Source organism: Rhodococcus parequi, assembly GCF_046042785.1.
In the GTDB taxonomy this organism is placed as follows: Bacteria; Actinomycetota; Actinomycetes; order Mycobacteriales; family Mycobacteriaceae; genus Prescottella; species Prescottella parequi.
In genome coordinates, this window is the sequence record NZ_JBDLNV010000001.1 from 727,823 (window position 1) to 750,463 (window position 22,641).

The window sequence follows — 22,641 nt, forward strand, 5'->3', positions numbered from 1 at the left end:
GAACGGTCGCCGCGATGAGCCAGCCCCGGAAACCGCTCGATCTGCTCGCGATCGCGAGCGAGGTCCTCGACGGTGCCCGGGACCGGTTCGTCGCGGGGCTCGGCGCGCCCAGCGCGGTTCGCAAGGGCCCCAAGGATTTCGCGACCGCCGTCGACCTCGAACTCGAGAAGTCGGTGTCGGCCGAACTCGAAAGGCGCACCGGCATCGAGGTCCACGGCGAGGAGTTCGGCGGTCCCGAACTCGCGAGCGGTGATGTGTGGATCCTCGACCCGATCGACGGCACGTTCAACTATTCGGCGGGCCTGCCCACCGCGGGCATGCTGCTCGCGCTGCTGCGTGACGGTGTCCCGGTGCTCGGCTTGACGTGGCTGCCGCTGACCGGGGAGCGGTTCGCGGCCGCCCAGGGTGGGCCGCTCCTCCGTAACGGCGTCGCCCTGCCGAGGCTCGCGGCGAGTTCGCTGTCCGAGGCGATGATCGGCTTCGGTGCGTTCAACATCGACAGCCGCGGCCGCATCCCGGGCTCCTACCGTTTCGAACTGCTCGGGCAGCTGAGTCGTGTCTCGTCCCGGATCAGGATGCACGGATCGACCGGTGCCGATCTCGCCTACGCCGCTGCCGGAATCCTCGGCGGTGCCGTGGTGTTCGGACACCATGTGTGGGACAACGCGGCCGGTGTCGCCCTGGTTCGGGCGGCCGGCGGCGTGGTCACGGATCTTCGCGGCGACGACTGGCACGTAGGCTCGCGCTCGGTCCTCGCCGCCGCCCCCGGCGTGCACGGCGAACTGCTCGACATTCTCCACTCTCTGGGCGACCCGGAGGGCAGGCCTGAAGGAGGGCCACCACAATGACTTTGGCTGTTCGCGTGATTCCGTGCCTCGACGTCGACGCGGGACGCGTCGTCAAGGGCGTCAACTTCGAGAACCTGCGGGATGCGGGTGATCCCGTCGAACTCGCCGCCACCTACGACGCGCAGGGCGCCGACGAGCTGACCTTCCTGGACGTCACCGCCTCCAGCGGCGACCGCGGCACGATGCTCGACGTCGTCACCCGCACCGCCGAGCAGGTCTTCATCCCGCTCACCGTCGGCGGCGGCGTGCGGACCGTCGAGGATGTCGACCGTCTGCTGCGCGCCGGTGCCGACAAGGTGAGTGTCAACACCGCCGCGATCGCCCGTCCCGAGGTGCTGCGCGAGATGTCGGAGCGGTTCGGTTCGCAGTGCATCGTGCTGTCGGTCGACGCCCGCACCGTCCCCGCGGGTCAGGAGCCGACGCCGTCGGGCTGGGAGGTCACCACGCACGGTGGCAAGCGCGGCACCGGCATCGACGCGGTCGAGTGGGCGATCCGCGGCGCCGAACTGGGCGTGGGGGAGATCCTGCTGAACTCGATGGACGCCGACGGCACCAAGGCCGGCTTCGACCTGAAGATGATCCGGGCGGTCCGCGCCGCGGTCCACGTCCCGGTCATCGCCAGTGGCGGCGCGGGCGCCGTCGAGCACTTCGCGCCCGCCGTCGAGGCCGGTGCCGACGCCGTCCTCGCGGCCAGTGTCTTCCACTTCGGGGACATGACGATCGGGGACGTCAAGGCGTCCATGCGTGCAGAAGGGATCACCGTCCGATGAGCCTCGATCCGTCGATCGCCGCCCGCCTCAAGCGCAACGAAGCCGGGCTGTTCAGTGCCGTCGCGCAGGAGAAGGCGACCGGCGACGTCCTCATGGTCGCGTGGATGGACGACGAGGCCCTCGCGCGCACCCTCGAGACGCGCAAGGGCACCTACTACTCGCGCTCGCGTCAGCAGTACTGGGTCAAGGGCGAGACGTCCGGCCACACCCAGTTCGTGCACGAGGTGCGCCTGGACTGCGACGGCGACAGCGTGCTGCTCATCGTCGACCAGGAGGGCGCGGCGTGCCACACGGGTACCCATACGTGCTTCGACACGGACGTGTTGCTCTCCGCCGAGGCCTGACCGCGCGGCGCTCCCGGCGAGGTGATCAGGCGGTCCGGATTCGCCCGGGCGGCGCCAGCGCTGCAGCAGCCAGTGCCAGGCCTGCCGAGATCCAGAACGAGGTGGCCAGACCCGCTCGGTCGGCGACGACACCGAGCAGGGGAGCGCCGGCGGACTGCCCGACGGCGATCATCAGGAAGGTGAGACCGACGCCGGTCGCGGGCCGCGCCGGATAGACCCGCGTGCTCCAGATCAGCAGGATGCCGGTCAGGGCGATGTAGACCGCGCCGAAGACTGCCGACGCTCCGACGGCGGCGGTGGCCTGCTGGGGAACCGCAGCGAGTACCGCGGTGGCGCCGCACAGCGCCAGCATCGATACCGTCCACGCGCGCCGTAGTCCCGCTCGGCTGACCAGTTCGCCGGAGGCGGCCCCGAGTAGGCCGCACGCGCCCAGGACGATCCACGCGATGGTTGCCAGCGTAGGACTGTGGCCCCCGGCGGTCTCGAGTAGCTCCTGGCCGAAGGTCCAGGTCGCCGCCGTGGCCGCGCCGACGACGGCGGCGGCCGCGAACAGGCGGCGGGCGTCCGACGGAAACGCGACGTGCGGTGCGTCGTCGTCTTTCGCCCGCCGCGGTGAGGTGGAAGACGGTGCGGCAGGTCCGGGAACGCGGAACCGGACCCAGACCGTCGCGGCCACGGAGATGACCGCGAACGTGAGCCATGCTGCCCGCCAACGATCGTCGGCAAGCAGTGCGACCGGGCCGGAGACCGCGACGCCGAGGCCGGTGCCGGCGTTGACGATGGTCTGCACCCGGTCGCGGTATCCCGGTGCGACTCTGACCGCGATCGCGTGCGCGAGCGGCGGCGAGGCCAACCCCGTGCTGGACCCGGCCACCGTCACGCCCGCGGTCAGCACGAGACTGGTGGGCGACAGGGCGATGAGTGCAGTCCCCGTAGTCGCCAGGGCGCCTGCGGACACTGCCACGGCCCGCGCGCCGAATCGTGGTGTGGCAACGGTGGCGGCGACCGTGCCGAGACAGTACGCGAGGTAGCTCGTCGCGGCGATCGTGCCCGCCTGTCCGGCCGTCAGGTCGAACGACTCGCGGAACGCGGGCATGAACAGTCCGTAGGCGAAGCGCGCCAATCCGTAGGAAACGGCGATCAGCGACAGCCCGGCACCGGCCAATCCGATCGTCCGGCGCGCGGACAACGGCTGCGCTCGCGCGCCGGTCGCACTCGCGTGATCGGTGTGAGACATTCCGGGACTCCCTTCGATCGTCTGTGGGGCACGTCGCCGCGGGGGTATACCGATCTGTGAAGTAGGTGGGTGCCACGCTAGGTACACTGATCTGTGAAGTCAAGGAGGTGCTGTCGTGGTCGAAGGGGACAAGCCGCTGACCGGCGCGGCGCGGAAGATATTGGACGCAGCGTCGAAGTTGTTCTATCGCAGTGGTATCCACGCGGTGGGGGTCGATGCAATCGCGGCGGAGTCCGGCGTCACCAAACGCACCCTGTACGACCGGTTCGGCTCGAAGGACGCACTGGTGGTCGCGTACCTGGCGGAACGGAACCGGCAGTGGTGGGCGCGGTTGGAGCAGCGGCTCGCGACGGCGGAGCATCCGCGAGCCCTGGCCGTCTTCGACTCCTACCTCGCCGACGTAGACGACGGTGAGAGGGGCTGTGCATTCATCAACGCGGCCGCCGAACTTCCCCGCACGCATCCGGCATTCGGGGTGATTCGCGAGCACAAGGCCAGGGTCCGCGAACGGCTTACCGAGTTGATTTCAGACGATCGCCTCGTCGACGACCCGCAGGATGCGGCCGAGCACATCTACCTGCTCCTGGAGGGCGCGGTCGCCCATCGTGGCATCGACGGGTCCGACCGAAGACTCGTGCGCGCGCGGGAGTTCGCCCGCCAGGTACTCGGAGGCGATGGTTAGGAGTGGCCGCGTGTGGGTAGCTCCTGCTCGGACGAATCCCATCGAGGCAGTTCTCTGCCGGAACGGAGCAGGCTGTGACCGACACGTCGACTCTCATCGCGCAGCTGCGTACGCTGCTGGCGCTCACGAACACCGAGATCCAGGTGGCCGACGCCCGCAGAGCGCAGGCGCGCACCGAGGCTGTGGCGACCGAACTTGCCCGCAATGCGGAGAACGCGCGGGGACGCGCCGACGCGATCGAGCGGGCCCTACGCGAACTGGGCGGGCTGCCCGCGCTCGTCGGGCCGTGGCTCGGGCGGGCGGCGGCGGCGGTGAAGACGATGACCGAGCAGGCGCAGCCGTTCGACGAGGCGCTCCTCGGTGACCTCGTTCTCGAACACCAGCTTCTCGACCGGTCGCGGTACCTCAAGGCGTTGGCCACCGCGGAGCATCATCGGGACCTCGTGGAATTGGCGGATCGTCTGGTCACCGCTCATTCGGCGACAGTGGAGTGGTTGACGACCGTACTGGCGGAGGAGGCCCTCGGCGGCCCCGCCGCGCTGCGGCGCAGCCCGGCGCAGGCAGCAACCGGGGCGGCGGTGCGCTGGATGAACGCGCCGGTCTCCTGGTCCGCCAGGAGTATCGATCAGGTGATGGACGCCGTGCGTTCCGCAGGTCCCCGGATGAACCAGCTTCTGAGCCGCGGTGCGCACGCCGGTGACGTTGCGGCGCGAACGATCGCGGCGAGCCGCGACGCGGCCCTCGAACGCGCGGAGGTGATCACGCGCGAGGAGGGTGCCGCCGCGGTCGCCGACGCTCTGCACGGAGTTCGCGGGTCCACGGGAGCGCTGCAGCCCGCGGAGCTTCCCATCGCCGACTACGACGACATGAACGTCTCGCGCGCCGTGTCTGCAATCAAGGAGCTGACGGATCCGGCCGACGTCCGCACGATCGTGGCGTACGAGGAGGCCAACAAGGCTCGGAACGGCGTCGTCTCGGCCGCGCAGACGCGCCTCGCGGCGATCGCTCAGGAGGTTGTCGGCGTCCGTTGATGGACGACGCCACCAGCTGCGCTGCTGAACCGATAACGCCTGACCGACGGCATGCGAAGCCGCCCGGCTGACCGCCACGCTACTCGCCCGAGATGACGAGTGAATTGTCCCTGCGCGGGTGCCGTGGTGGTGGAAGCATGGGTGCATGGCCGACAGCGAGGGCAGCGAGGGCGGCGAACTTTCGCCGGCCGCGGCGAAGTCGACGAAAGTGGAGCGGCACGTGCGGGCGGCAATCGAGGCGATGGCCCGCGACATGCGCGACGAGCACGCCAGTCTGAACGGCACGCTCGAGGTGATCACCCGTGCCGCCGTCGACCTCGTTCCCGGCGCCGAGCACGCGGACATCACCCTCGCGGTACGGGGCGGTCGCCTCGAGTCGCGTGCCGGAACGTCCGAGCTGCCCGGTCGGATCGACGACCTGCAGCAGGAGGTCGAGGACGGACCGTGCCTACAGGCGATCTGGGAGCACGAGACGGTGCTCGTGGACGACATGCGCAGCGAGGATCGGTGGCCTCGATTCGCTCCTCGAGCGGCCGACGCGGGCATCGGTTCGATGCTGGCGTTCCAGCTGTACACCACCGAATCGAACCTCGGCGCACTGAACCTGCTGAGCTCCGCTGCTCACGCTTTCGACGCGAGGTCGGTGAGTGTCGGCGGCACGTTGGCGACGCACGCCGCGATCGCGGTGATCGCCGCGCAACGCGAGGAGCAGTTCCGCGAGGCCCTGGAGTCGCGCGACACCATCGGGCAGGCCAAAGGCATTCTGATGGAAAGGTTCTCGGTAAATGCCGACCACGCTTTCGGGCTGCTCCGGAAGCTGTCGCAGGAGCGCAACGTGCCGCTGTACGAGATCGCGCGGAAGCTCACCGAGGCCGACGATCGGCCGGCCGGCTGATTGTTCATCGCCCGGGGCGTACGGGCTCGATCAGGTCGGGACGGTTGTTCTCGACGTTGTTGACGTCCGTGCTGACCTCGTACGGGTGCAGGTGGGGTTCGGGGATCGAGGCGACCATTGCCCGGACGTCGTCGGCGTCGGTGATCGACGGATCGAGCCAGTGTGCCCAGAAGGATTCGGGGAGGATCACGGGGGAGCGGTCGTGGATGTGTCCGGCGGCGTCGGTGGCCCGGGTGGTGAGCACGGTGGCGGTCCACAGCCACCTTCCCGGGTCGTCCGCCGCCTTCGACGGATCCGGCCACAGTTCGTACAGTCCCGCCATCGCGAGGACCCTGTCGTCACCGTGCAGGAAGTAGGGGATCTTGCGACCGTTGTCGTCCTTCTGCCACTCGAAGTAGCCGTCCGCCGGCAGGATGCAGCGCCGCTTCGACGCCGCCGACCGGAACGAGGGTTTCTCGGTGACGGACTCGGACCGCGCGTTGATCAGACGTGAGCCGATCTTCGGATCCTTCGCCCACGCCGGGACCAGGCCCCATTTCGCTGTCCGCAGTCGCCGTTCGGGGTCGGCCGTCGGCCGGTCGCGCGGGGAGCGTTCGAGCACGATGCGGACATCCTGGGTGGGCGCGACGTTGTACGACGGCGGAGGTTCTGCGCCCACGTAGTCGATCGCGTCGAACAACGATCGCAGCTCCTTGTCGGTCGTGGTGCTGGCATAGCGTCCGCACACGTGCCTCTCCCGTCGTCGCCGGTACTTGCGCACGATAGCCGCACGAGGTCCGATCACGCGCCGGCGCCGACCCGCAAACTTGTATCCTGATACAACTTGTATCAATGTACAAATCTGTGAGGAGCTGTCATGCGGCCCATGACCCGGGCGGAAGTACGTGCCTCGATCGTGAATCTCGATCCGGCGCACAAGCGGGTTCATCTGCCCACGAGATTCGACGAGGTTCGCTGGAATCGGATCGACTACCTCGGCTGGCGGGATCTGCGGGCGCCGATGCGGGTCTATCTGGTCGCGGACGTCGACGACAGGGCTTTCGGGGTCGTGCTCCGGCAGAACCCGAATCGAGCCGCCCTCGGATCGCGCGCGGTCATGTGCGACCTGTGCCGATTCGCGCGGCGGTTCAACGAGGTGTCGCTCTTCGCCGCGCCGCGCCCGTCCAGGGACAAGCGTCAGCGGCTGAGTACGCTTGGGCTGCACGTCTGCACCGACCTCGACTGCAGCGTGAATGTCCACAGCAAGCCGATCGTCGGACCGCTCGACCCGCCGGCCGAGGAGACGATCGAACGGCGCCGGCAGGGGCTACGGGAGCGGACGGTGACGTTCCTGCGGTCGGTGGCGGAGCTCGATCGAACAGCGCGACGGAGTGAATGATGGCGTATCTGGCACGGGCTGAGCGCCGACGCTCCATCGTCGAGGCGGCGGCGACGGTCGTGGCGCGGGACGGTCTCAGCGCCGTGACGGCGCGCACCGTCGCGGACGAACTCGGCGGATCACCGGGCCAGATCCATCACCACTTCACGTCGACGGACGAACTTGCCGCCGAGGCGTGGCGCCGATACGCGGCGAGGGAGATCGACGCCTACGAGTCGGCGGTCGTCGATCTCGAACCGCTCGAGGCGTTGACAGAGTTCTTTCGAGATCTGCTCGGTGACACGGACGGTCACGCGATGGCCCGTTGGGCCGAGGCCGCGGCCCACGCGCAACTGCGCACGCCGGTCGCGGACAGCTACATCGAGTCGCTCGCCCGACTGACGGACGTGCTCGCGTCCGTCCTCGTTCGCCGGGCCGACGGTGTGGCGGGGGCGCGGGAGGCCGCGGGCCGACTGCTCATGCTCGCCGTCGGGCTCGCCGGGGTCGCCCGCATCACGGATCACCCACCGGTTTCCGTGTCCGCGGTCATGCTCTCGGCTCTCCACGCGGAATGCCCGACGTGAGGCCCGGCGCTCTCTGACGGCCGGCTGTCGCCGCACCTGCCGTCGGCAGGGGCACGCAAGGCGGCCGATGGGCACCTGTTCTGGGACGTGTCGGCACCCGAGACGTGAGGGAAGCGTTACCGCGTGTTCGTGTGGCCCCGAAGCTGGAGAAGCCGATTCGGTGACGGCACATTTCTCGCAGAGCAGGATACGGGCCGACGGGCGGTGCCGGATTCTCTACGTTCCCTCGGTATGAACGTTCAACGCAGCGAGTGGTCCGATCGCCAGCAGATCCACGACGTCGTCCTGCGGTACTGCCGCGGAATCGACCGGCTGGACTTCGATCTCGTTCGGTCGGCGTACCACCCGGACGGCGTCGACCATCACACCGGTTTCGAGGGCACCCTGGACGAGTACATCGCCTGGGTCGAACCCAAGTTGCGTGCCCGGCGTGGGGGGACGATGCACATCGTCGGCAATCATCTGGTCGAACTGCTCGGCGACACCGCGATCAGCGAGACGTACGGGACGTCGGTCCACTGGGGGGAACCCGCCGACGACCCCCGGGTGAACTTCACCAGCGGCGTGCGGTTCATCGACCACATGGAGTGGCGGGACGGCCGGTGGGCGATCGCGGAGCGGTGGGCCACGCGCGAGTGGACCCGATCGGACGCGGGACGCCTGATGCCCAAGGAGGGCGCAGGACCGTCCGGCAGCAGGGACGGCGACGACCCACTGATCCGGCTGCAGCGGAAGCTGAACGGAACGGGGGCAGGGGCATGAAGGTAGGGATCAGTTCGCCGATCGTCGCGCTGGCGGGTAAGCGTCCCGACTGGGAGGCCGCGGCGGGCCCCGCCGAACTCGTGCGAGTGGCTCGGACAGCCGACCGTCTCGGGTACGAATTCATGACGTGCGGCGACCACGTGGCCGTCCCGCCGGGATTGCCACGCGGAGAACGTTTCTACGATCCGCTGGCGACCTTCTCGTTCCTGGCGGGACAGACCGCTCGGCTCCGGTTCCTGCCGTACGTGCTGGTTCTGCCCTTCTACCACCCGCTGGAGATCGCCAAGCGGTACGGGACACTCGACCATCTCAGCGGGGGACGACTGATCCTTGCGTTCGGTGTGGGGAACCTGAAGGAGGAGTTCGACATGCTGGGCGCTCCTTTCGAGGACCGCGGGCCGCGCGCCGACGACGCCCTGCGGGCGCTCCGCTCGGCACTGTCCGGTCGCACGGTGTCGTACGAGGGGCCGTACTACTCGTTCCGGGACATGGTGGTGGACCCGCACGCCGCGCAGGCTCGGGTACCGATGTGGATCGGTGGGCACAGCGAGCGTGCCCTGCGCCGGGCGGTCACCCTCGCCGACGGCTGGGCACCGGCGCCGCAGGCGTTCCGCGGTCCCAGCCCCGAGCTGATGCGGCAGATGCTCGACCGGCACGAGTTGCCCGACGATTTCGACGTCGTCTTCTCGCCGGGCCACCGCCTGGACCCTGTCGGTGAGCCCGGACAGGTGGCCGAGGTGATCGACACCGCGGAGAAGGCGGGCGCCACTCAGATCAACCTCACGGTGCGGCACGATTCACTCGCGCACTACCTGGAGCAGCTCGAGGCCTTCGCGGACGTCGCGGGCTTCGACATCCGGGCGCAATAGCAACGCGCGGAGGGTGATTGCGCGGCGGACATGTCGTCATCCGGCGCGGCTGTGGTCATTCCTGTGCGTACTGTCGGGGCATGGCGGGCTCACGCACTTCGTGGCAAACGCGGGCGATGGGCTGGCCCATCTTCATCGGTGCTGCCTTCGGTAGCTACCTGTCGCTTCGGTTCGGTGAATCCTGGACCGTCCGGTTCGGCACTGATGGCCGTCCTCCTCGGTTCACTGTGCTCTCTTCCTGCCGGAGCGTTGTTGGGTACGGTCGCGGTCCTGGTGGGGAACGGTGTTCTCGCGGTGGCGAAGCGGAGTGCGGCCGCGTCGGCTCCTCTCACCTGGCGATTCGCCTTCGCGGGGGCCACGGCGCTCGCCGTCGCGATGATCGGTGTCGCCGCGCTCGCCGCGATCGGACTCGGGGGATCGGCGAGCGGACTTGTCGGGCTCGCAGTGGGTGCCATCGCGTTCGTCGCGTCGCTCAGCTACTACCCGGCCGATTCACTGTTGCGATAGCCCCCGAGGACCGCCTCGGACTTCGACCGTCGAGAAGACGACGTCCGATTTCCGCTGGCCCGAGCGGACGTGGTGACCGATGCTGGTGAGATGATCGGCGACGACGGCAGGTACGAGGCGGTGTGCAGTCGCGATGCGCGGTTCGACGGCGAATTCTTCTTCGCCGTCGCGACCACCGGTATCTACTGTCGGCCGAGCTGCCCGGCGACCACCCCGAAGCGTGCGAACGTACGCTTCTTTCCCACCGCGGCCGCGGCCCAGGGGTCCGGGTTCCGCGCCTGTCGACGTTGCCGGCCCGACGCGGTGCCCGGGTCGGCGGCGTGGGACACCCGGGCCGACGTGGTCGGTCGGGCGATGCGCCTGATCGCCGACGGCGTCGTCGACCGCGAAGGCGTGTCAGGGCTCGCCGCCCGGCTCGGATACAGCGCACGGCAGGTCCAGCGCCAGCTCAACGCCGAGGTCGGGGCGGGGCCGACGGCGCTGGCCCGGGCACAGCGAGCACACACGGCGCGAATCCTGTTGCAGACGACGCCCATGCCGGTGACCGATGTCGCGTTCGCGGCGGGATTCGCCAGTGTGCGGCAGTTCAACGACACCGTCCGCGAGATCTACGCGGCCACTCCGACCGGGCTGCGTGCCGCTCGTCCTCGGACACCCACCCGGTTCGGTGACGTCGGTGCCGCCGGAGCCGCGGCCGGAATCCCGCTGCGGCTTCCTTTCCGTGGCCCGTACGCGGTGGAGGAGACGTTCGACGTCCTTGCCGCGGACCTGGTGTCGGGTGTCGAGGAGATGACCGGCCTCCGTTCCGGCCGCCGCTACCGGCGCACGTTGCGCCTTCCCCACGGCGTCGGGATCGCCGAGGTCCGTGAGGACGGCGGTGACGGCTGGCTGGTCTGTCACCTGTGCTTGCAGGATCTGCGCGACCTCACGACAGCTACCCAACGGCTACGACGGCTGTTCGACCTCGACGCAGATCCGTGCACGATCGCCGAGCAGTTGGGCCTGGACCCCGCCCTGGCCCAGGTCGTGGTGGCCCGGCCCGGTCTGCGTGCTCCGGGGACCGTCGACCCGCACGAGTTCGCGGTCCGAGTGGTCGCGGCCGGGGCCGCGGGCCTCGTGGCGCGGCGCTACGGGCAGCCGCTGGCGACTGCGCGTGGTGGCCTGACGCACCTGTTTCCCCGTGTCGAGGACCTGGCCGACGGCTCGTTCGACGAACTGGCGCCTCCTGTCCGGCGGACGCTCCGTGCGCTCGCCCGCCGACTGGCCGACGGTGACCTCGCGCTCGACGCCGGTGTCGACCGGGCCGCCGCGGAGAAGGCTCTGCGCGCTGTTCCCGGACTCGGGCCCCACGCCGCTGCCTACATTCGGATGCGGAGTCTCGGCGACCCCGACGTTCTGTCGACCGAGGACGGCGCCATCCGAGCGGGAATGTCCCGGCTCGGCGTCGCCGCGGTCGACGCCGAGCGCTGGCGACCGTGGCGGACCTATGCCGGGCTCCACCTCGCCGCGGCCGCCCGCGATCGCGGAAAAGCGTTCAGCACGTTCTGAATTCGCCGTCAGAACGTGCGCCAGCCTTCGTCGGCCATGTCGTGTCCGTGGGCGGCCATGAGCATCAGGCCACCGTCGACGGGGATCGAACGGCCGGTCAGGTACGACGCGCGCGGGGAGGCGAGGAAGGCAATGACGGACGCGATCTCGTCGACGTGGCCGGGGCGTCCGATCGGGTTGCCCGGACGGGTCTCGTGGAAGGCGTCGGGCTCGTTCATGCCGGTCATCGGGGTGGCGATCTCCCCGGGTGCGACGGCGTTGACGGTGATGCCGTACCGAGCGAGTTCGAGTGCGAGGCACTGTGTCAGCATTCCCAACCCGGCCTTCGCCGAGCAGTACGCGGACGCCCCCAGGCGCGGCACGTGCTCGTGGACGCTGGTGACATTGACGATCCGTCCGCCCCGGCCGGCGTCGATCATCAGCCGGGCGGCTCGTTGTGCGCACAGGAAGGGGCCGTCGAGGTCGGTGGCGAGTACCTCGCGCCACTGGTCGTACGTCAGGTCGAGTGCGCGGTCCCGATGTCCGGTGCCCGCATTGTTCACCAGCACCCCGAGTCCGCCGAGTTGCTGCGCCAGGTGGTCGATCGTGTCGGCGGTGTCCGGTCTCGCCAAGTCCTGGTGGGCGACGCGGCAGCGTTGCCCGCGCTGTTCGACGGCGACTCGGGTGTGCTCGGCGCCCTCCCCGTCCGTGTGGAACGTGATGCCGACGTCGTAGCCTTCGGACGCAAGGAGTTCGGCGGTGGCTCTGCCTATGCCGGAGTCCGCACCTGTGACGACGGCGAGCCGGTCGTGAGTCGTGGCGGTCATGGTCGTCGTGTACCCCACGGGCGGGAGCGCCACACTGAAGGGATGAGGTTGCTGCTGCTGGCCGACACCCACGTCCCCGCGCGGGCACGCACGCTGCCGGCGGTCGTGTGGGAGGAGGTGGATCGCGCCGACATCGTCGTCCATGCGGGTGACTGGGTCGAGGTGGCACTGCTCGAGGCTCTCGAGGAACGGGCTCGACGGCTGATCGCGTGCTGGGGCAACAACGACGGCCCGGCGTTGCGGGAACGGCTTCCGGAGATCGCGCGGGCGACCCTCGACGGAGTGCGGCTCGCGGTGGTTCACGAGACCGGAGCGGCGACCGGGAGGGAGAGTCGGATGGCGGCGGCATACCCCGACACCGACGTGCTCGTGTTCGGGCACTCCCATATCCCGTGGGACACGACCACCCCGGGCGGTCTGCGTCTGCTCAATCCGGGCTCGCCCACCGATCGCCGCCGGCAACCGCATTGCACCTACATGACCGCGACTGTCGAGGGCGGGGCGCTGCAGGGGGTGGAGCTGCATCGTCTCCCGGTGAGCGCTGCACCCCGATCCGGTAGCGCAGCCGCATCCCATCAGCGCCGCGGACAACGGTGATGCTCAATTCACCGAATGGGGAGCCCACCGCATCGGACGAATCGATCCGTCCGGCTCCTACGTGACCACGCGACGCACGATGTCCTCGACTGCATCGATGGTGGCATCGGAAACAGTGCCCGCACCGTGGGACTGTCGGCGAACCGCCGCATAGGGCAAGTCCACGAGCGCCAGGGCCAGCCGTTCGCGGTCGATCCTGGTCCGGAAGCCGAGGCGCTCGGCCAGCGCGTCCAGCGCCTCCTCGAGGCGGCTCTGCCGCACAGCGGATGCCTTCCGGGCCTCGCCGGACCATTGCGCACTTCCGAACGAGGACGGGCCCGCAAGGAGGACCGACGCATCGACGGGGTTGTCACGAGACCATTCGAGAACGTAGCGGGCCGCCCGTACCGAAGCGTCGCGGGCCGGAGTGCCCGCCAGGGACTCGAGGAAGCCGTGCTGGAAGCGATCGATCGTGCGGAGCCATAACGCCGACAGGAGCGCGGCGCGGTCCGGGAACCGGTAGTAGACCGAGCCGCTGGGGGCCTCGACCGCGGCGGCGACGGCGCTCATGGTCACTGCTGCCGCACCGTCGATCGCCGCGATGGACGCTGCTGCGTCGAGCAGTGAGTCGGCGGTGTGAACTGCTTTTCTCGGCATGTTCTAGAGAGTAGCCTCTAATTTCATAATAGAGTGCACTCTCTAAAACGAGGAGTAGAGATGGTCCGCAACGTTCATCAGCGCGTCATCGGGGCCGATGTGCACAGGGTGGGCAGGGTGCTCGACACCCTGGCGAGTGACCACGACCATCTGTGGCCGCACCACAGATGGCCGGCGATCCGCTTCGACCGACCGCTCGGCGTCGACGCCGAGGGCGGGCACGGGCCGGTGCGCTATACCTGCGAGAGTTATAGCCCGGGCCGGGAGGTGACCTTCTGCTTCCGTCGCCCCAACGGGTTCGTGGGTACGCACGGATTCGTCGTGGAGGAGGCGGGGGAGGGTCGGACGCGGCTGACGCACCGGCTGGAGATGGCAACTCGGGGATGGGCCCGCCTCACCTGGCCTCTGATCTGGCGGCCTCTCCACGATGCCCTGATCGAGGACGCGCTCGACTGCGCCGAGGGGGTCTCGACAATTCCGGCGCGCCGCGATCTGCGTCCGCTCGGCGCGTACGTACGCCTGCTGCGTCGATGCGCCACCGCCACTTGGTCGTTCCCTGCGCCGGCGAGATGACGCGCGCACTCGTCGCCGATGGCGTCGTCGACAAGTTCTGGTTCACCGTCAGCCCCTACCTGTGGGCGACCGGCCCCCGTATCTTCGACGAGATCGGCCCCGTCATGCTCGATCTCGTCAGCACGACAACCATTCCGTCGGGGATGGTCCGTCTCCGCGACCGCCCGGCCCACGCCGCCGACGGAGCGTAGCCGCAACCGAAAGGAACCGCGTATGAGTGAATGGCCGCTCGCCGAGACGTTTCGCAGCGCCTCCGGAGAAGTTCGTTGGGGCAGTCTCGGTCCACCCGGCCGGGACCCCGTCGTGCTCCTTCACGGCACCCCGTTCTCGTCGTACGTCTGGCGCGGCGTGGCGCGTGCGCTCGCGCGGCGGCATCAGGTGTTCGTCTGGGACATGCCGGGCTACGGGCTGTCGGAGAAGCACGCGGGCCAGGACGTCTCCCTGGCCGCGCAGAGCCGGGTCTTCACCGAACTACTCGCGCACTGGGCACTGGCGGAGCCGACGGTGATCTGTCACGACTTCGGCGGTGCCGTCGCGTTGCGCGCCCACCTCCTCCACGGAGCCCGCTATCGCGCGCTCGCTCTGGTCGACGTGGTGGCGCTGGCGCCGTGGGGGTCACCGTTCTTCCGGCTCGTGGGCGAGCACGCGGAGGTCTTCGAGCGGTTACCGCCCGCGCTGCATCGCGCCCTGGTGCGCGAGTACGTGAGTTCGGCGAGCAGCCCAGGGCTCCATCCGGCGGTTCTCGATCGGCTGGTGCAGCCATGGCAGGACCCTGTCGGCCAGGCGGCGTTCTACCGGCAGATCGCACAGGCCGATCAGGTCTACACCGACCAGGTGCAGGACCGGTACGGCGAAATCCAGGTCCCGACGTTGGTGTGCTGGGGCGGCGACGACGACTGGATCCCTGCGGCCAAGGGGCGCGAGCTCGCGGCACGGATACCCGCGGCCCGCTTCGAGACCATCCCCGGCGCGGGCCACCTCGTCCAGGAGGACACGCCCGCGGAGCTGACAGCGGCCCTCATCGCGTTCGTTCGGGACCACGGCGGCGGGTGATCGTGGCCGGGGGCTTTTTCGCCGGTGAGGTGTCGAATGCGCTCGGATCGGGAATCCCCCGATCGTCAGTAGCACTACCGGCCCCGATACCGGAGGAGGACCACCCGGATGGACGTGGACAAAGGTGACAACGAGCGCGGTGCCTACGACGCGGCGGAGGACCCGGACGCCGACCCCGAGATGATCCAGCCGAATCGTCTACGACCCCAACCCAACCAGGCGGAGGGCGCGGACGATCCGGCCGAGACCGGCGAGCCTGCCGCGGAGGAACAGGGGGAGTGAGGCGCCTCGGGGACGGGAATCGCCCACCGCGTGCCGTTCACCAGCGGCGACCGGTCCGCGGGTGGTCAACTTGTTGCATGGACGTCGAGGACCTGTGGTCGCCGGTCTCTCCCCGCTCGCTGTGCGAGATCGTCGTCCACCTGCGCCGAGCGGGCCACGTGGTCGCCGAGGCGGACGTGGGCGACCGGCCCGTGATCACCGGTCTCTGTCAGGACTCCCGGCGGGCCCGCCCGGGCGACCTGTATGCGGCACTGCCGGGCCGTCGGCATCACGGTGCCGCGTTCGCCGCGGAAGCGGCCGGCCGCGGTGCCGTCGCGATGCTGAGCGATCGGCCGTCGGACGAGTTGCCGACGGTCGTCGTCGACGACCCACGCGCGGCGCTCGGACCTCTCGCGGCGTGGGCGTACGGCAATCCGTCGACCGCGTTCGACCTGTACGGGGTCACGGGCACGAACGGTAAGACCAGCACCGTGTACATGCTCGAGGCTGCCCTCGTGTCCGCGGGGCTGCGCACGGGGGCCCTCACGGGGATCACCGTGCGCGGGCCCGGCACGGTCCGGCCTGCCACGCGGACCACGCCGGAAGCATGCGAGCTGCAGCAGAGTTTCGTCGAGTTCGTCGAGGAGCGGGTCGACGCCGTCGCGATGGAGGTATCGAGTCACGGGCTGGCCGAGCACCGGATCGACGGATCCCGTTTCGACGTCGCGGTGTTCACCAACCTCGCCCGTGATCACCTGGACTATCACGCGAGCCTGGAGAGCTATTACGCGGCGAAGGCCCGCCTGTTCGCGCGCGATCTCTGCGAGCGCGCTGCGATCTGCATCGACGACGACTACGGCCGTCGGCTCGCGGGCGATGTCGCGGTTCCGCATCTGACGTTCTCGGCGCACGATCCTGCTGCCGACGTGTACGCCACCGCGGTGCGCGCGGGCCGGTGGGGGAGCACCTTCACACTCCACCACGGGGGCGAGCGGGTTCCGGTCCGGCTGCAGCTCCTGGGTGGGCATCAGGTGGACAACGCCGTCGCCGCCCTCGCCGCGCTGTGCCTTCGGGGTATCGACATCCCCGCGGCCGTGGCGGGCATCGAGGCGCTGGACGCGATCCCCGGGCGGCTCGAGCGCATCGACGTCGGGCAACCGTTCCTCGCCTTGGTGGACTACGTGCACAACACCGCCGGTCAGCATCGCCTGTTCCCGTTCCTGCGTTCGGTGACGGCCGGGAGGATCGTCGTCGTGTTGGGGGCCACCGGCGAACGCGACCCCGGTAAGCGTGCTCCGCTCGGGTTCACGGCCGCGCAGTATGCGGAAGTGGTCGTCGTCACCGACGAGAGCGCCTTCTTCGACGACGCTGCCGATCTCCGCAACGACGTCGCCGCGGGGGCGCGCCGGGCCGGGGCGGCGGACGTGATCGTGATCCCCGATCGCGGCGAGGCGATCGCGGTCGCCGTGGATCTCGCCGGGGAGGGGGACACCGTGCTCCTGGCGGGGCGCGGGCACGACCCGACGCTCGTCGACAACGGCGTGTCGATCGCCTTCGACGATCGGGCCGCACTCCGCAACGCCCTGTCGACGCGGGCCTACTAGCCCTGCACCTGGGGTTCTCGTACTCCGAGGGCCCGCAGAATGAACGGCACCGTGCGTGCGACGGCCGTGTCCGTACGGCCACCCGCGACGAGTTCGGGACGCTGCGATTCCAGGCACGCCATGATCAGCTGGCGCGTCGCGGCGGGATCGGTGTCCGTGAACACGCCCCGCTCGATGCCGTCCCGCAGCAGGTCTTCGACCAGTGCGGCGAGCGGTTCCAGGTGGGTGAAGAAGGCGTCGCGGTCCTCCGGCGCGAGCATGGCGGCGACGGAGGCGGCGACACCGCGCTGCAGCGAGAATTCGATCAGGACGAGCTTGACGAGGACCTGCAAGCGATCGACGGGGTCGGTGCGGTCCGCGAGTTCGCGCCCGGCCAAGGCCATGAATCGCGTCATCTCCCGTTCGGACCATGCCAGCAGCAGTGTCGTCCGGTCGGGAAAATAGTTGTACACCGCGGTGCGAGCGACTCCCGCCCGTTCGGCGATCGTCTGGAGTTTGAGGTCCTGCCACGGTCTTTCGTGCAGTTCGACCGCGAAGGCGTCGAGCATCGCCTCACGGGTCGCCGCCTTGTGCTCCGCAAGGGTCGCACCTCCCGTCAGCTTGGGCATCGACGGTCCTCCTCACTCACGGTCGGGACTCGGTGGCCGAACAGTTCCGCTACGACCCAGGGGTCACCCTGCCACGACGCCACCCGATCGAAGACGAGGACGGTCGACACGCGTTCGAGGGCGGCGGCGACCGTCTCGATCTGGACCTGCGACAGGTCGCTGCGCCTGGCGAGGCGTTCGAGTTCCACCGCGACCATTCGTTGCGCCGTGAGCCGGACCTCGTCGAGCACGTCCGCCGGTCCGGTCACGCGCTCGTCCCCCTCCGCCGGTCCGCGCCGGCGAGGCCGGCCGGCGCCACCTGCTGCCGCAGCGGGAGTCGGGCCCCATCGGCACGAAGGTCTCCAGTGATCGTCGGCACCGCTCCACCCTTCTTTATGACGACATGTCGTCACAAAAAGTAGCAAGGGAGCATCGCGTCGATGGTCGCGGGTTCCCTCCGGGTGGCTGTCCACCCCGGGTCACGGGGCGGATCCGCAACCCTCCAGGGTGAGGTCCGCGACCTTGTCGACCACATCGAGGACCGAGTGCCGTCGGCGGAAGGCCGAGAGTTGTTGCCGGGCACCGTTGCCCACGGCTGTTCGAGCACGCAGTCCGTTCTCCGCCGCGGCCCGCAGGCCCTCCCGGTCCAGTGCTTCACCGACGCTGTCGATCATCCGCTCGAGCAGGACGGAGGCGGGCGCGACGGTCACCGTCACGGGGTCTATGCCCACGCCGTCCAACCCGTCGCGGGCGGCGCGCCAGTAGGCGGCGTCCAGCACGTGGCCCGGCAGATCCGGAACGGCGGAACCGGCTTCCGCATCCCGCAGAGCCGTCACGACGAGTGCGCGCACGAGGACCGCGAGCAGCACGGACTCGTCGATGGTGGCCGGGACATCGCTCACCCGCACCTCCACCGTGGGGAACTGGGCCGACGGGCGGACATCCCAGTAGACCATTCCGCGATCGAGGATGTTGCCGGTGGCGACCATGGCCGAGACGACGCTGTCGAATTCGCGCGCATCTGCGAACAGCGGTGGAGCCCCGGCGCTGGGCCACCGGCGCCACATGACGGATCGCCAACTGGCGCATCCGGTGTCGACGCCGCTGTAGATCGGCGAGTTCGCGGTGAGGGCCAGCAGTGACGGCAGCCACGGGCGGAGGCGGTTGCTCACCACGATCGCGCAGTCCCGGTCCGGTACGGCGACGTGGACGTGACAGCCGCAGACGCCGTGCTGCCGAGCCAGGACGCCGAAGGCGCGCTCCATCGCTCGGTAACGATCGTCGTCGCTGACCCGGTGCTCGCGCGGTCCGACGAGTGGAACGGCGGCGGCCAGCAGTCGGCATCCGCATCGGGTGGCCGCTCTCGCGGCCGCCGAACGCAGACGGGCCAGCTCCTCGGTCAGCTCTTCCGGTCCTGCGCACACCGAAGAGGTCGTCTCGACCTGGCAGGCGCCGAGTTCGAGCTGAAGTTCCACGCCGGCGCGTCGGGCCTCGGCGACGACGGCCTGGTTGTCCATGCGCGGCCACCCGGTGACCGGGTCGGTGAGGAGGAACTCTTCCTCGACCCCGACGGTAGGACTCCACTGCGACAGCATCGCGCTCTCTCGTGTCGCTACGGACGGAAGACGGCACGAACGCAGCCGTCCTGCTTCTTCTTGAACATCTCGTAACCGCGGACCGAGTCCTCGAGGGGGAGGTCGTGGGTGGCGAGCACTGCGGGATCGAGTTCACCCCTCCGAACGTGCTCGAACAGCCGTGGGAGGTAACGCTGTCCGTGCTGTTGCGCGGAGCGGATGGTCAGACTCTTGTTGGTCACGGCGCCCATCGGGAACTTGTCCGTCACGCCGTAGACACCCAGCACCGACACCACACCGCCCTTGCGGCAGGCGAGTACCGCCTGCCGTAGCGAGGTCGCACGATCGGTCTCGAGGCGCAGCAGCTGCTTGGTGCGGTCGTAGAGTTCCTGGACCCCGGTGCCGTGACCCTCCATCCCGACGGCGTCGATGCATGCGTCGGGCCCGCGCCCGCCGGTGGATTCGCGTAGCACCTCGCGCACACTGTCGACCTCGGTGTAGTCGATCGTCTCGGCGTCGCACAGGCTGCGCGCCAGGTCGAGTCGCTCCCGGAATCGGTCGATCACGATCACCCGTTCCGCGCCGAGCAGGAGCGCGCTCTTCGCGGCCATCAGCCCCACACCGCCGGCGCCCCACACTGCCACGGTGTCACCGGTGGTGATGTCGCAGAAATCGGCACCCATGTAGCCGGTGGGCACGGCGTCCGACAGGAACAGGGCTTGCTCGTCGGACACACCGTCGGGCACGGCGAAGCAGTTGACGTCGGCGAACGGGACACGGATGTACTCGGCGTGCGAACCCTGATAGCCCCCGAACGGGTGGGTGTAGCCGTAGATCCCGCCGGTGGGGTAGCCGAAGACCGGTTGCTGAAGGTGGGCGTTGGGGTTGGTGGTATCGCACACCGACGGCAGGTCGTGGTCGCAGAACCAGCACGAGCCGCAGCTGATGAACGACGGCACCACCACCCGCGTCCCGGGGGTGATCTCGCCGACTTCCCGTCCGACGTCGACCACCTCGCCCATGAATTCGTGGCCGAACACGTCACCCTCTCGCATGCCCGGCAGATAGCCGTCGATGAAGTGAAGGTCCGATCCACACGTGGTGGTCAGGCGCACCTTGACGATCGCGTCGTGAGGATTGACCAGGCGCGGGTCGTCGACGGTTTCCACTGCCAGGTCGTTGACGCCGTTCCAACAGAGCGCACGCATCGGGGAACCTCTTTCGTGATCGGCGTCGAATCACCGCCCGCGGCCGCGGGCGCTGGGGTTGTCGCGCAGGGTCGGTACCTCTCCGGTCTGCAGCAGGGCACGTGCGCGGTAGAGAACCGCGAAGGCGGCCGGTGACGACAGGAAGTCGGGAAGCGGAGTCTCGGCCCGGAGAGTCACCTCCGTGCCGAGTTCACGCGGGGCGTCGCGGAAGGTCAGGACGAATCCCGGCGTCGGGATGGGGGAAGCGGCGTCCTCCGCCGTGAACCGGAAAGTGTCGCCCTCCTCGTGGAGCGTCGCGCGCCACTGCTCCGTGTCGCCCGAATTGTCCTCAGGCGAGCCGCCCGGGCTCCAGACGTATTCCCCCGCAACGTCTCCCGCGCGCACGTCCGCGGCGCGGTCGAATACCGCGGACAGCGACTCCGGTGCGCGCCAGAACTGTTTCACTTCGTCGCGTGGGCGGCCGATCGTGACCGACTGGGTTCTGTCGGACCGCGACGAGTGCCCGACGACGTCGCCGACCACGTCGCCGACGACTTCGCCCACCTTCTTCACGACATTGTCGAGATAGTTCACCGGGTCCTCCGATGTGATCAGCGGTCGTCGTCGGTGTCGGATCGTTGCACCACGTCCGGCGCGTTCTCCCGGGTCGCCATCCCGCCGTCGCGACCGTGATCGGCCGGCCCGGGTGGGTCGTCGTGCACGTCGTCCGCCGACGTGCGGCGGGCGTTCTGCTCGCGCTCGGTGTTGCCGTCGGTCATCTCCAACCTCCTGGTGCGTACGTAGTGGGTGCCCGGCGCGGCCGGATTCCAAACAGGGACCGCCGCCGGGTCGGCGGATCAGTGCTCGACGACGACCCGAAACTTCTCGAGCGTGGGATCGGACGCGTCCGGAATGTTCATACCGGCGGCGATGCCGCTGCGCAGGTAGTCGACGACACCCTGGTCGAGACGCTCTCCGGGCACCACCGCGGGGATCCCCGGCGGGTAGGGGGTGATCTGTTCGGCGGCAATCCGCCCGGCGGCGCTGCTCGCATCCACCAGCTCGATCCGGCCGAAAAAGGCATCCCGTGGTGAGAGCACCGATTCCAGTTGCAGTTCCGCGGGATTCGGGAGGTACATCTCGCGAGGCGGCGTGAACGACTCCGCCGCTCGGGCGACGGCGTGCAGCGACTGGACGAGGCGGTCGATGCTGGCATCGTCGTCGGCCATCGACAGGGTGGCGAGGATTCGTCGATGGTCGGTCATGCCGAGGTCGACGTGGCAGTGTTCGCGTAGCCAGTCGGTGCACTGGTACCCCGACACACCGAGCTCACTCACGTCGACGAGAACCTGCAGCCGGTCCAGGTCGTGCGAGGCCTCCTCTCCCAGCAATCGGTTCTCGAGCACCGTCAGTCCGTCGATGGCGGCGATCCGCTCGCGGGCATGCCCGGCGAGTGTGAGGGCGCTGCCGAGCAGGTCGTGGCCGTGCTCGACCATCTGTCGCCGCCAGCCGTCCATCGCCGAGTACAGCATCACGTTCGGACTCGTCGTCATCAACAGGTCGGCGCACTGCGCCAGATACCGGCCCTCGACCAGGTCACCCTGGACGTGGTAGACGGACCCCTGCTCGAACCCGGCACCCATCTTGTGGACGCTCACCACACACACGTCGGCGCCGGCGTCCATCGCCCACGTGGGCAGGTCGTCGTGGAACGGCAGGTGCGCTCCCCACGCCTCGTCGACGATGAGGGGCTTTCCGCGTTGATGGCACACCTCGGCGATGCCTTCGATGTCTGCGCACGTGCCGTACGGGCTCGGGCTGACGATCAAGGCGCCGGCGGCATCCGGATGCTTCTCCCACGCGGCGCGGACCTGTTCGGGGGACGGCGGATGGGAGAAGTGCATGTCCTCGTCCCACCGCGGTGTGATCCACCGGGGCGTGACACCACTGAAGACCAGACCGGCGACGATCGACTTGTGCGAGTCGCGGGCGACGAGCAGGCCGCCGGGATCGTTCCCTGCCACGGCCATCATCGCGGCCTTGACCGACAGCGAACTGCCGCAGGTCGAGAAGAAGGCCTGATCTGCACCGACCGCCTCGGCCATCAGTTGTTCGGCCTTCGACAGATACCCCTCGGAGGACTTGCGATCGTCCAGTCCCCCCGATGCCAGGACGTCGGCGCGGAAGGGTTCGGCGCCCAGAACCTCCCGCACCCGGGGGTCGGCGCCGCGGCCCTGTCGGTGGCCGGGCGGGGAGAAGCCGTAGCGGTCCAAGCGGTGGTACTCCTGCAGAGCCTCCAGCAGAGGCGCCCGTGACTGATCCATATCGG

29 protein-coding genes are annotated in these 22,641 nt (G+C 69.3%); 18 read left to right on the forward strand and 11 right to left on the reverse strand.

Annotated features, from left to right (window positions below; translation table 11 throughout):
• The first annotated feature begins 14 nt into the window (after positions 1 to 14).
• From ABEU20_RS03400 to hisI, 3 genes are read left to right on the forward strand one after another with little or no spacing between them, the layout of a single operon-like run.
• Positions 15 to 848 carry an inositol monophosphatase family protein gene (locus ABEU20_RS03400; RefSeq protein WP_420162956.1) on the forward strand — a complete coding sequence of 278 codons (834 nt, stop codon included), beginning with the start codon at positions 15 to 17 and terminating at the stop codon, positions 846 to 848.
• Positions 845 to 1,618 carry an imidazole glycerol phosphate synthase subunit HisF gene (hisF, locus tag ABEU20_RS03405; RefSeq protein WP_420162957.1) on the forward strand — a complete coding sequence of 258 codons (774 nt, stop codon included), beginning with the start codon at positions 845 to 847 and terminating at the stop codon, positions 1,616 to 1,618. The genes ABEU20_RS03400 and hisF overlap by 4 nt, the downstream gene beginning before the upstream one ends.
• Positions 1,615 to 1,962 carry a phosphoribosyl-AMP cyclohydrolase gene (gene hisI, locus ABEU20_RS03410; RefSeq protein WP_420162958.1) on the forward strand — a complete coding sequence of 116 codons (348 nt, stop codon included), beginning with the start codon at positions 1,615 to 1,617 and terminating at the stop codon, positions 1,960 to 1,962. Before hisF ends, hisI begins: the two co-directional genes overlap by 4 nt.
• Before the next feature lie 25 nt (positions 1,963 to 1,987).
• Here hisI and ABEU20_RS03415 read toward each other — a convergent pair whose 3' ends face one another.
• Positions 1,988 to 3,199: an MFS transporter gene (locus ABEU20_RS03415; protein ID WP_420162959.1), complete on the reverse strand. Its 1,212-nt coding sequence runs from the start codon at positions 3,197 to 3,199 to the stop codon at positions 1,988 to 1,990.
• Between the two features lie 115 nt (positions 3,200 to 3,314).
• On the opposite strand from ABEU20_RS03415, the gene ABEU20_RS03420 reads away from it, so the two are divergent.
• From ABEU20_RS03420 to ABEU20_RS03430, 3 genes are all read left to right on the forward strand, one after another.
• Positions 3,315 to 3,881, forward strand: coding sequence for a TetR/AcrR family transcriptional regulator (locus ABEU20_RS03420; protein ID WP_420162960.1), 567 nt, complete (start codon positions 3,315 to 3,317; stop codon positions 3,879 to 3,881).
• Between the two features lie 74 nt (positions 3,882 to 3,955).
• The gene (locus ABEU20_RS03425) at positions 3,956 to 4,912 is read left to right on the forward strand and encodes a ferritin-like domain-containing protein (protein ID WP_420162961.1); all 957 of its coding nucleotides are present in this window, start codon (positions 3,956 to 3,958) and stop codon (positions 4,910 to 4,912) included.
• 253 nt (positions 4,913 to 5,165) lie between these two features.
• Positions 5,166 to 5,807 (forward strand): GAF and ANTAR domain-containing protein, encoded by a 642-nt coding sequence (locus ABEU20_RS03430; RefSeq protein WP_420163140.1) that lies wholly within the window; start codon positions 5,166 to 5,168, stop codon positions 5,805 to 5,807.
• A 4-nt stretch (positions 5,808 to 5,811) separates the two neighbouring features.
• On the opposite strand, the gene ABEU20_RS03435 is transcribed toward ABEU20_RS03430, so the two are convergent.
• Positions 5,812 to 6,534, reverse strand: coding sequence for an SOS response-associated peptidase (locus ABEU20_RS03435; protein WP_420162962.1), 723 nt, complete (start codon positions 6,532 to 6,534; stop codon positions 5,812 to 5,814).
• Between the two features lie 129 nt (positions 6,535 to 6,663).
• Here ABEU20_RS03435 and ABEU20_RS03440 point away from each other — a divergent pair, with 129 nt between their 5' ends.
• The 6 genes from ABEU20_RS03440 (at position 6,664) to ABEU20_RS03465 (ending at position 11,434) form a co-directional block, all read left to right on the forward strand.
• A complete protein-coding gene (locus tag ABEU20_RS03440) occupies positions 6,664 to 7,185 on the forward strand; it encodes an FBP domain-containing protein (RefSeq protein ID WP_420162963.1) in 522 nt (173 codons plus the stop codon).
• Positions 7,185 to 7,748, forward strand: coding sequence for a TetR/AcrR family transcriptional regulator (locus tag ABEU20_RS03445; protein WP_420162964.1), 564 nt, complete (start codon positions 7,185 to 7,187; stop codon positions 7,746 to 7,748). Before ABEU20_RS03440 ends, ABEU20_RS03445 begins: the two co-directional genes overlap by 1 nt.
• A gap of 231 nt (positions 7,749 to 7,979) precedes the next feature.
• On the forward strand, positions 7,980 to 8,510 hold the full coding sequence (locus ABEU20_RS03450; RefSeq protein ID WP_420162965.1) for a nuclear transport factor 2 family protein: 531 nt from the start codon (positions 7,980 to 7,982) through the stop codon (positions 8,508 to 8,510).
• On the forward strand, positions 8,507 to 9,379 hold the full coding sequence (locus tag ABEU20_RS03455) for a TIGR03619 family F420-dependent LLM class oxidoreductase (protein ID WP_420162966.1): 873 nt from the start codon (positions 8,507 to 8,509) through the stop codon (positions 9,377 to 9,379). The genes ABEU20_RS03450 and ABEU20_RS03455 overlap by 4 nt, the downstream gene beginning before the upstream one ends.
• Positions 9,380 to 9,553: 174 nt before the next feature.
• On the forward strand, positions 9,554 to 9,886 hold the full coding sequence (locus ABEU20_RS03460; RefSeq protein ID WP_420162967.1) for a hypothetical protein: 333 nt from the start codon (positions 9,554 to 9,556) through the stop codon (positions 9,884 to 9,886).
• Between the two features lie 90 nt (positions 9,887 to 9,976).
• Positions 9,977 to 11,434: a DNA-3-methyladenine glycosylase 2 family protein gene (locus tag ABEU20_RS03465; RefSeq protein ID WP_456300328.1), complete on the forward strand. Its 1,458-nt coding sequence runs from the start codon at positions 9,977 to 9,979 to the stop codon at positions 11,432 to 11,434.
• A gap of 8 nt (positions 11,435 to 11,442) precedes the next feature.
• Here ABEU20_RS03465 and ABEU20_RS03470 read toward each other — a convergent pair whose 3' ends face one another.
• The gene (locus ABEU20_RS03470) at positions 11,443 to 12,240 is read right to left on the reverse strand and encodes an SDR family oxidoreductase (protein WP_420162969.1); all 798 of its coding nucleotides are present in this window, start codon (positions 12,238 to 12,240) and stop codon (positions 11,443 to 11,445) included.
• Between the two features lie 42 nt (positions 12,241 to 12,282).
• On the opposite strand from ABEU20_RS03470, the gene ABEU20_RS03475 reads away from it, so the two are divergent.
• Positions 12,283 to 12,837, forward strand: coding sequence for a metallophosphoesterase family protein (locus tag ABEU20_RS03475; RefSeq protein ID WP_420162970.1), 555 nt, complete (start codon positions 12,283 to 12,285; stop codon positions 12,835 to 12,837).
• A 57-nt stretch (positions 12,838 to 12,894) separates the two neighbouring features.
• Here ABEU20_RS03475 and ABEU20_RS03480 read toward each other — a convergent pair whose 3' ends face one another.
• Positions 12,895 to 13,473: a TetR/AcrR family transcriptional regulator gene (locus ABEU20_RS03480; RefSeq protein WP_420162971.1), complete on the reverse strand. Its 579-nt coding sequence runs from the start codon at positions 13,471 to 13,473 to the stop codon at positions 12,895 to 12,897.
• Between the two features lie 60 nt (positions 13,474 to 13,533).
• Here ABEU20_RS03480 and ABEU20_RS03485 point away from each other — a divergent pair, with 60 nt between their 5' ends.
• The 5 genes from ABEU20_RS03485 to ABEU20_RS03505 all read left to right on the forward strand — a co-directional run bounded on the left by ABEU20_RS03485 (position 13,534) and on the right by ABEU20_RS03505 (position 16,964).
• Positions 13,534 to 14,046, forward strand: coding sequence for an SRPBCC family protein (locus tag ABEU20_RS03485; RefSeq protein WP_420162972.1), 513 nt, complete (start codon positions 13,534 to 13,536; stop codon positions 14,044 to 14,046).
• A complete protein-coding gene (locus ABEU20_RS03490; RefSeq protein ID WP_420162973.1) occupies positions 14,043 to 14,237 on the forward strand; it encodes a hypothetical protein in 195 nt (64 codons plus the stop codon). The genes ABEU20_RS03485 and ABEU20_RS03490 overlap by 4 nt, the downstream gene beginning before the upstream one ends.
• A gap of 22 nt (positions 14,238 to 14,259) precedes the next feature.
• On the forward strand, positions 14,260 to 15,099 hold the full coding sequence (locus ABEU20_RS03495) for an alpha/beta fold hydrolase (protein ID WP_420162974.1): 840 nt from the start codon (positions 14,260 to 14,262) through the stop codon (positions 15,097 to 15,099).
• Between the two features lie 108 nt (positions 15,100 to 15,207).
• A complete protein-coding gene (locus tag ABEU20_RS03500; protein ID WP_420162975.1) occupies positions 15,208 to 15,381 on the forward strand; it encodes a hypothetical protein in 174 nt (57 codons plus the stop codon).
• 77 nt (positions 15,382 to 15,458) lie between these two features.
• On the forward strand, positions 15,459 to 16,964 hold the full coding sequence (locus ABEU20_RS03505) for a Mur ligase family protein (protein ID WP_420162976.1): 1,506 nt from the start codon (positions 15,459 to 15,461) through the stop codon (positions 16,962 to 16,964).
• Here the strand turns inward: ABEU20_RS03505 and ABEU20_RS03510 are convergent.
• The 7 genes from ABEU20_RS03510 to ABEU20_RS03540 all read right to left on the reverse strand — a co-directional run bounded on the left by ABEU20_RS03510 (position 16,961) and on the right by ABEU20_RS03540 (position 22,636).
• The gene (locus ABEU20_RS03510) at positions 16,961 to 17,572 is read right to left on the reverse strand and encodes a TetR/AcrR family transcriptional regulator (protein ID WP_420162977.1); all 612 of its coding nucleotides are present in this window, start codon (positions 17,570 to 17,572) and stop codon (positions 16,961 to 16,963) included. The two genes, ABEU20_RS03505 and ABEU20_RS03510, sit on opposite strands and share 4 nt — an antisense overlap.
• Positions 17,560 to 17,820 carry an XRE family transcriptional regulator gene (locus ABEU20_RS03515; protein ID WP_420162978.1) on the reverse strand — a complete coding sequence of 87 codons (261 nt, stop codon included), beginning with the start codon at positions 17,818 to 17,820 and terminating at the stop codon, positions 17,560 to 17,562. The genes ABEU20_RS03510 and ABEU20_RS03515 overlap by 13 nt, the downstream gene beginning before the upstream one ends.
• A 210-nt stretch (positions 17,821 to 18,030) precedes the next feature.
• Positions 18,031 to 19,146: a carboxylate-amine ligase gene (locus ABEU20_RS03520; RefSeq protein WP_420162979.1), complete on the reverse strand. Its 1,116-nt coding sequence runs from the start codon at positions 19,144 to 19,146 to the stop codon at positions 18,031 to 18,033.
• 17 nt (positions 19,147 to 19,163) lie between these two features.
• On the reverse strand, positions 19,164 to 20,333 hold the full coding sequence (locus ABEU20_RS03525; RefSeq protein WP_420162980.1) for a zinc-dependent alcohol dehydrogenase: 1,170 nt from the start codon (positions 20,331 to 20,333) through the stop codon (positions 19,164 to 19,166).
• Positions 20,334 to 20,363: 30 nt separating this feature from the next.
• Positions 20,364 to 20,906 (reverse strand): hypothetical protein, encoded by a 543-nt coding sequence (locus ABEU20_RS03530; protein ID WP_420162981.1) that lies wholly within the window; start codon positions 20,904 to 20,906, stop codon positions 20,364 to 20,366.
• Between the two features lie 17 nt (positions 20,907 to 20,923).
• Complete coding sequence (locus tag ABEU20_RS03535; RefSeq protein ID WP_420162982.1) at positions 20,924 to 21,091, reverse strand: hypothetical protein; 168 nt, start codon at positions 21,089 to 21,091, stop codon at positions 20,924 to 20,926.
• Positions 21,092 to 21,169: 78 nt separating this feature from the next.
• The gene (locus ABEU20_RS03540) at positions 21,170 to 22,636 is read right to left on the reverse strand and encodes an aminotransferase class I/II-fold pyridoxal phosphate-dependent enzyme (protein ID WP_420162983.1); all 1,467 of its coding nucleotides are present in this window, start codon (positions 22,634 to 22,636) and stop codon (positions 21,170 to 21,172) included.
• Positions 22,637 to 22,641 lie beyond the last annotated feature (5 nt).